Origin of the sequence: Saccharothrix sp. NPDC042600, from assembly GCF_040647305.1 — a bacterium.
GTDB lineage: Bacteria > Actinomycetota > Actinomycetes > Mycobacteriales > Pseudonocardiaceae > Actinosynnema > Actinosynnema mutabilis.
The window spans coordinates 55516-62602 of the sequence record NZ_JBEZBW010000045.1 but is presented as its reverse complement, the minus strand read 5'-3'; the positions used below and the strand labels follow the sequence as shown (position 1 = coordinate 62602).

Below are 7087 nucleotides of genomic sequence, written 5' to 3'. Positions count from 1 at the left end.
GGCGCAGCCCAACCGCGCTTTGGTCTTCTCCGCAACCAGCTTTTCCGGTTGCGGAGAAGACCAAAGGGTGGTTGCCTCCGGCAGGCCGTGCGGGGGAAAGACCGACGCCCTTCCTCCCCGGGGGCCTGCCCGCCGGCGAGGCGCTTTTATCTTGAGAGCGCGCAGCGCGTTCGAGCTCGAGAGCGCGTCAGCGCGTCCCAAAAAGAGAAGCTAAGAATAAAAACCGGAAACGGGAGAAGAAGCCTCGGAATAAAGATAAGGACCATCAGAAGGAACGACGGGGAACCCGCCAGAAGGCTTGAGGCCGTTGAGCTGTTCGGTGGAAAGGGCGAACACCACCTGGCCGATCCCGGACCGTGCCAACGCCCCGGCGCACATCCCGCAAGGCTCGCAACTCGTGTACATGGTCGTCCCGGCGGCCGTCTCCGGGTCCAACTCCCGTGCCGCCCATCGGGCCAGCTTCAGCTCCGGGTGGGCGGTGATGTCGGCGTCGGTCGTGGTGGTGTTGCGTTCCTCCGCGAGCACCGTCCCGTCCGGTCCGACCAGCAGGGAACCGAACGGCGGGTTGCCGCCCTCGCGTGCCTCCGCCGCCAGCGCGATCGCCCGCCGCAGGTGCTCTTCCTTCACCGGAACTCCTTCCTCACCGTGGCCAGCGCCTGCCAGGCCACCTCCGGGTGCAGCGTCTCGGCCGGGTCGCCGACGAACGGGTCCAGGACCACGGCCTCCGCGCCGTCCGCCCGCAGTGTCTCCAAGTCGGCCACCACCTGCTCGACCGTGCCCTCACCAAGGCGCCGGTCCTCGACGCCGTCGGTCAGCCGCAACAAGATCCTCGGTGCCAGTGCGGGCATCGGCCGGCCCTCGGCCTCGGCGACCGCGGCCAACCGGCGCACGCCGTCCCGCCACCCCGCCGGCGTCAGTCGCAACGGGTGCCACGCGTCGCCCAACCGCACGGTCCGCCGCAGCGCGCCGTCGCTGTGCCCGCCGACCCACACCGGGACGTCCACGCCGCGCAGCGCCCGCACCACCTCGTCGGTCAGCCGCCCGCGCGCCTCGAACGGCACGCCGAGCGCCGCGAACTCCTGGCGGGCCCACCCGACGCCGACGCCGACCACCAGGCGGTCACCGCTGAGCGCCTTCAGGTTCGCCGCCATCCGGGCCACCAGCAGCGGGTGCCGGTACGGCGCGATCAGCACGGTCGTCCCCAGCGTGATCCGCTCGGTCACCCCGGCCAGCCACGACAACGTCGTGAACGGCTCGTAGAACGGCTCGGGGTACTGCTCCGCCACGTCGGGCGTGACCACCACGTGGTCGGACACCATGAGCAGGTCGAACCCCAGCCCCTCCACCGTCCGCGCCCAGTCGCGCAGCACCGGGGGAGTGGTCCCGGGCCCGAAGTTCGGGACGTTCACACCTATTCGCACAGGCCCAACCCTAGGGCCGGAAGATCGCGACCTGAACAGAGAACCCACGGTAGATCAGGGCCTCGACCGCAAGATCCACGGTAGATTCCGGTGATGACCGAGACCCTCGACCCGACCGACTGGGCCATCCTCGCGGAGCTCCAAACCGACGGCCGGATCGCCCTCACCGAACTGGGCCGCCGGGTCAACCTCAGCCCTTCCGCCACCACCGAGCGGGTCAAGCGGCTCGAAGCGGCCGGGGTCGTCACCGGGTACCGGGCCACCGTGGACCTGGACAAGGTCGGCTACCCGGTGCTGGCCGTGGTGCGCCTGAAGTACCCCGGCAACCGGCACGAACCCCTGCACCGGCTGCTCGCCGAACGCACCGAGGTCCTGGAGTGCCTGCGCACCACCGGGGAGGACTGCTACACGCTCAAGATCGCCGCCACCTCCATGCCCCACCTGGAGCGGGTGGTCAACGAGCTGACCGCGTTCGGCAGCACCACGACCAACATCGTCTACCGGCAGACCCTGCCCTACCGCGGGGTCGCCGAGCCCGGGTGACCCACCACCGCCGGGCTCACTTCCACCGCACGGCCTTCGAGCACTTCGTCACGTCCTGGTCCGTCATGTTCCACGCGCCGAAGACCACCCGGCCGTCCGGCGCGACGAAGCACTTCTTCCCCAGGTCCACGCTGGACGCCAGCAGCTTGCCGGCCTTGTCGTACGCGCGGACCTCGAAGCCGTCCTCCATCGGGATGGACCAGTCGGTGGGAAAGATGTTGCGGGCGACGAAGGTGCCGTTGGCGATGGTCGCGTCGACCGTCTGCCCGTCGTAGGTGAAGGTGACCCGGCCGACCTCGGGCGTGACGCGGCCGGCCGCCGAGGCGGTGCCGTGCAGCCCCCGGTAGATCTCCTTGTTGCCCAGGACGTCACCGCCCGCGCTGCCGCCGTTGGCGTCGATGGCGACGGGGTCGGTCATCCACTCCAGGTCCCGGACGGTGCTGAACCCCGCGTTGTACGGCATGGACGGTCCGTCGATGGTGCAGATCAGCGCGGCGCTCTCGGTGTAGACCAGGGCCCACTTGCCGGCCTCGTCCTCGCCGTACTGGTAGAGCGTGCCCTTGCCCGAGCCGGTGGAGATCTTGACGCAGCCCTCCTCGATCTCGGCGATCCGCTGGGGGGTCAGCCCGGCGATCACGGGCGTGGTCGGCGTGGGGCTCGTCGTCGTGACCGGCGCGGTCGCGGCGGACTGGGCCGGGCCCACGGCGTCGGTGCGCTGCCAGGGCTGGAGGAACGCCACGACGGCGACCACCGCGCCCACCGCGGTGACGGCCGTGACCAGGGGCGCGAAGCGGAACGGCCGGCGCGCGGTCACGGCGCGCTCGACCCGGGCGCGGATCTCGGCCTGGCGACCGGGGGGCAGGTCGCGGGCCGGGGGGAGCGTGGTGTTCATCGGTCCTCCACGGTGAGTGCGGCGAGCGGGACGACCTCGGGGTGCGGGCCGAGCAGCCGGCTCAGCCGGGCCTTCGCCTTGCTGACCCGGGACCGGACGCTGACCTCGGCGATGCCCAGCACGGCGGCGGCGTCGGCGTAGGACACGCCCGACCACACGCACAGGGCCAGCGCCTCGCGCTCGCCGCGCGGCAGCCGGTCCACCGCGGCCAGCAGCTCCCGCATCCGGCGCTGGTCGTCCACCCGCTCGGCGACCAGGTCGGCGTGGTCGGGCACCGGTTGCTCCACCGGCACGCGGTGGAACAGCCGCAGCCGGCGCGCGGTCGAGCGGCGGTCGCTGCGCACCACGTTGGTGGCCACCGCGAGCAGCCAGGGCAGGGCCGAGTCGCGCTCCAGCCGCAGCCGGTCCCGCTTGCGCCAGGCGAGCAGGAACGTGGCCTGGAGGTGGTCCTCGGCGGCGGCCCAGGACGCGGTGAGCCGGAAGCAGTGGTTGTAGACCGCCTTGGCGTGCCGGTCGAACAGCACCCCGAAGGCGTGCCCGCTGCCCGCCGCGGCCTGCGCCCACAGCGCGCGGTCGTCGGGGTCTTCGGTCGTCATGCCTGTTCGTGTCCACCCGGTGCGGAAGTGTTGCCGCCAGTCTTGTCGGTGGTCGCCGGCAGGATGCGGCGGGTGCAGAACACGAACGACAAGCCGTTGCCCGAGGACGTCCGCGCCGAGGCGGTGGAGTTCGCCCTGGAACTGGTCCACGGCGGGTTCCGCTCGCGCGAGGAGGTCGTGGGCGACGTGCTGGACCACGTCGAGGAGGCGCTGCCGGAGTCGGAGGTGACGGCGCTGGTGGACCGGCTGTGGGCGGCGCGGGTGGCCGAGCAGGCGGAGTGGCCGGCGACCACCGACGTGGACCGGTTGCTGGCCGCCTTCGAGGAGCTGGACGTGCGGGGCGTCGTGGCGCGGGCGGACTTCGCGTGCTGCCGGTCGTGCGGGATCGCCGAGATCGGGGACGAGGCGGGTCCGGGCGCGCGCGGGTTCGTCTTCTTCCACCAGCAGGACACCGTCCGGGCGGTCGCCGGCGGCGGGCTGTTCCTGGCCTACGGGTCGCTGCCGGGCTCGCCCGACGACACGGCCGCCGTGGGCCGGGAGGTGGCCGGGGCGCTGCGGGCCGCCGGCCTGCCGGTGGAGTGGGACGGCTCGCCCGACACGCGCATCCTCGTCGAGCCGCTGGACTGGCGGTTGCGCCTGCCCGTCGGCTGACCAGCACCGCCGCCCGCGCCGACGTCCGCGGCTGTTCGCCAGCGCCGCCGCCCGCCAGCGCCGCCACCCGCGCCGGCTCCGGCACGGCGGCGCGTCGGGGTGGGCCGACCGGCCCAGTCCCGGTACCCGGCCCGGAGTACCGGAACTCTGACCTGCGCGGAAACGCTCCCACGGAAGTCTTGACCGAGACAGTTGCGCCGATCAGGATCGGGCGCGACAAAGCCGTCGAGGAACGGACGAACCGATGTCCCGCACACGTCGCAGACACCTGAGCGCCCTGCTCGCCGCGGTCCTGGCCACCGGGACGGTGGTCACCGGGAGCGCGACCGCGGCGCCGCAGCAGCCCGTGGTCGGCGAGCCCCGCACCGAGCACGGCTGCGCCCGCGTCGAGAAGACCCTGCCCACGCTGTCCGACTGGCCGAAGGTGACCAGCCGCGTCAAGTCCTCGCCGGGCGACGAGCGCCGGATCCGGCAGCTCGTCGAGGGCATGACGCTGGCCGAGAAGGTCGGCCAGATGACCCAGCCGGAGATCGGCGCGATCACCCCGGACGAGGTGCGCGAGTACCACATCGGGTCGGTCCTCAACGGCGGCGGCTCGTGGCCCAACCGGGACAAGCACGCCACCCCGCAGGCGTGGCTGGACCTCGCCGACGCCTACTGGACGGCCTCGAAGTCCACCCGCACCGGCATCCCCGTGATCTGGGGCATCGACGCCGTGCACGGCAACAACAACGTGTACGGGGCCACGCTCTTCCCGCACAACATCGGCCTGGGCGCGGCGCACGACCCGTGCCTGATCCGCGACATCTCGAAGGCGACCGCCGACCAGGTCCGCGCCACCGGCCAGGACTGGGCGTTCGCGCCGACCCTCGCCGTGGTCCGCGACGACCGCTGGGGCCGCACCTACGAGGGCTACTCCGAGGACCCGCGGATCACCCGCGCCTACGGCTACGAGGCCGTGAAGGGCCTGCAGGGCGACAGCCGCCGCCGGGTGGACGTGCTGGCCACGGCCAAGCACTTCATCGGCGACGGCGGCACGATCGGCGGCAAGGACCAGGGCGTGAACCCGTCGTCCGAGGCCGAGATGATCAACGTGCACGGCCAGGGCTACTACGGCGCGCTCGCGGCCGGCGCCCAGACCGTCATGGTGTCGTTCAACAGCTGGACCAACACCGACCTGGGCATCAACGAGGGCAAGCTGCACGGCTCCAAGCTCGCCGTGAACGACATCCTCAAGGGCAAGATCGGGTTCGACGGCCTCGTGGTCTCCGACTGGAACGGCCACGGCCAGGTCGCCGGCTGCACCAACGCCAGCTGCCCGCAGGCGGTCAACGCCGGCATCGACGTCTTCATGGTGCCCAACGACTGGAAGGCGTTCATCGCCAACACCACCGCGCAGGTCGAGTCGGGCCAGATCCCGATGTCCCGCATCGACGACGCCGTGACCCGCATCCTGCGCGTCAAGCTGCGCAGCGGCGTGCTGGACGGGGTCAAGCCGTCGGAGCGCGAGCACGCCGGCGAGCAGGAGGCGTTGGAGGCCAGGCGGCTCGCCCGCGAGGCGGTCCGCCGGTCGCAGGTGCTGCTGAAGAACAACAACCGCGTGCTGCCGCTGTCCTCGCGCGCCAAGGTCCTCGTGGTCGGCAAGAGCGCCGACAGCATGCAGAACCAGACCGGCGGCTGGACCCTGTCCTGGCAGGGCACCGGCAACACCAATGCCGACTTCCCCAACGGCACCACGGTGTTGGGCGGGCTGCGCGAGGCGCTGGGCGCGGAGAACGTGGTCTTCTCGGAGACCGGCGACGTGGACCCGGCGGGCTTCGACGCGGTGGTCGCGGTGATCGGCGAGACCCCGTACGCCGAGGGCGTGGGCGACATCGGCAAGCGCTCGCTGGAGGCGGCCAAGCTCTACCCGCAGGACCTGGCCGTGCTGGACAAGGTCAGCGGCAAGGGCACGCCGGTCGTCACCGTCTACATCTCCGGCCGTCCGCTGCACGTCAACAAGGAGCTGAACCGCTCGGACGCGTTCGTCGCCGCGTTCCTGCCCGGCACCGAGGGCGGCGGCGTGGCGGACCTGCTGGTGCGCGGGCGGCACACGTTCCCCGGCTACACCGGCACGCTGTCGTACTCCTGGCCGCGCAGCGCGTGCCAGACGCCGCTCAACCCCGGCGCGGAGGGCTACGACCCGCTGTTCAAGCCGGGGTACGGCCTGCGCTCCTGGCAGACCGGCAACGTGGGCGTGCTGGACGAGTCGTCCCCGCAGTTCGGCTGCTCGGGCGACGGTGGCGGCGGCACGGCGACCGAGGACCTGGAGGTCTTCGTGCGCCAGGACATCGCCCCGTACAAGAGCTACATCGGTTCGCCGGACAACTGGAGCGGCACCGAGATCGGCCCCGACGGCGAGGCGGCGCACAGCTCCATCAACACCGTGATGGCGGACGTCAACGTGCAGGGCGACGCCCTGAAGACGACGTGGACGGGCACCGGTCCCGGGCAGGTCTACGCGCAGAACCCGGCCGGCGGCACGGACCTGCGCGGGTACTTGAACGCGGACGCGGCCCTGGTGTTCGACGTGATCGTGCACCAGGCCCCGACCAACCGGACCGTGGTGAGCGCGCACTGCCAGTACCCGTGCTTCGCGGAGGTCAACGCGACGGGCCTGTTCACCGCCCTGGCGGGCGGGGCGAAGGCGACGGTGAAGATCCCGGTGTCGTGCTTCGCGCAGGGCGGGCTGGACCTGGAGAACGTCAACACGCCGTTCCTGGTCTACACGGACGGGGCGTTCCAGGCGTCGTTCGCGAACGTGCGGTGGGTGCCGAAGGCGGCCCTCGACCCGGACGCGCGAACGTGCGCTGAACTGGGCTAGCGCTCGGAGGAGGGGCGGTCACCGCGGTGGCCGCCCCTTTTCGCGGTCCCGTACCGGTGCACAATCATGCACAAAGGTCCAGCACTTCAAACAGTAATTGACATCACTGCGACGGTGTCCC

At 71.8% G+C, this 7087-nt stretch carries 7 protein-coding genes; 3 read left to right on the top strand and 4 right to left on the bottom strand.

The features are described from left to right. Positions 1-210: 210 nt before the first annotated feature. Both AB0A74_RS24965 and AB0A74_RS24960 read right to left on the bottom strand, forming a co-directional pair. Positions 211-627, bottom strand: coding sequence for a nucleoside deaminase (locus AB0A74_RS24965; protein WP_358252984.1), 417 nt, complete (start codon positions 625-627; stop codon positions 211-213). Further along, positions 624-1421: an LLM class flavin-dependent oxidoreductase gene (locus AB0A74_RS24960; RefSeq protein WP_358252982.1), complete on the bottom strand. Its 798-nt coding sequence runs from the start codon at positions 1419-1421 to the stop codon at positions 624-626. Before AB0A74_RS24960 ends, AB0A74_RS24965 begins: the two co-directional genes overlap by 4 nt. Before the next feature lie 93 nt (positions 1422-1514). Between AB0A74_RS24960 and AB0A74_RS24955 the strand changes: the two genes are divergently transcribed. Beyond that, on the top strand, positions 1515-1964 hold the full coding sequence (locus tag AB0A74_RS24955; RefSeq protein ID WP_358252981.1) for an Lrp/AsnC family transcriptional regulator: 450 nt from the start codon (positions 1515-1517) through the stop codon (positions 1962-1964). Positions 1965-1980: 16 nt separating this feature from the next. Here the strand turns inward: AB0A74_RS24955 and AB0A74_RS24950 are convergent, their stop codons facing one another. Next, complete coding sequence (locus AB0A74_RS24950; protein ID WP_358252979.1) at positions 1981-2856, bottom strand: hypothetical protein; 876 nt, start codon at positions 2854-2856, stop codon at positions 1981-1983. Then, the gene (locus AB0A74_RS24945) at positions 2853-3452 is read right to left on the bottom strand and encodes an RNA polymerase sigma factor (RefSeq protein ID WP_358252977.1); all 600 of its coding nucleotides are present in this window, start codon (positions 3450-3452) and stop codon (positions 2853-2855) included. The genes AB0A74_RS24950 and AB0A74_RS24945 overlap by 4 nt, the downstream gene beginning before the upstream one ends. Before the next feature lie 72 nt (positions 3453-3524). Between AB0A74_RS24945 and AB0A74_RS24940 the strand changes: the two genes are divergently transcribed. Beyond that, positions 3525-4103: a hypothetical protein gene (locus tag AB0A74_RS24940; RefSeq protein WP_343933005.1), complete on the top strand. Its 579-nt coding sequence runs from the start codon at positions 3525-3527 to the stop codon at positions 4101-4103. 244 nt (positions 4104-4347) lie between these two features. Then, positions 4348-6966, top strand: a complete 2619-nt coding sequence (locus AB0A74_RS24935; RefSeq protein WP_358252975.1) for an exo 1,3/1,4-beta-D-glucan glucohydrolase — start codon at positions 4348-4350, stop codon at positions 6964-6966. The last annotated feature ends 121 nt before the right edge of the window (positions 6967-7087 follow it).

What these genes read in the sequence shown, in the direction of transcription:
- AB0A74_RS24955 (WP_358252981.1), top strand. Translation starts at nt 1,515, where the DNA reads ATGACCGAGACCCTCGACCCGACCGACTGGGCCATCCTCGCGGAGCTC.
- AB0A74_RS24950 (WP_358252979.1), bottom strand. Translation starts at nt 2,856, where the DNA reads ATGAACACCACGCTCCCCCCGGCCCGCGACCTGCCCCCCGGTCGCCAG.
- AB0A74_RS24945 (WP_358252977.1), bottom strand. Translation starts at nt 3,452, where the DNA reads ATGACGACCGAAGACCCCGACGACCGCGCGCTGTGGGCGCAGGCCGCG.
- AB0A74_RS24935 (WP_358252975.1), top strand. Translation starts at nt 4,348, where the DNA reads ATGTCCCGCACACGTCGCAGACACCTGAGCGCCCTGCTCGCCGCGGTC.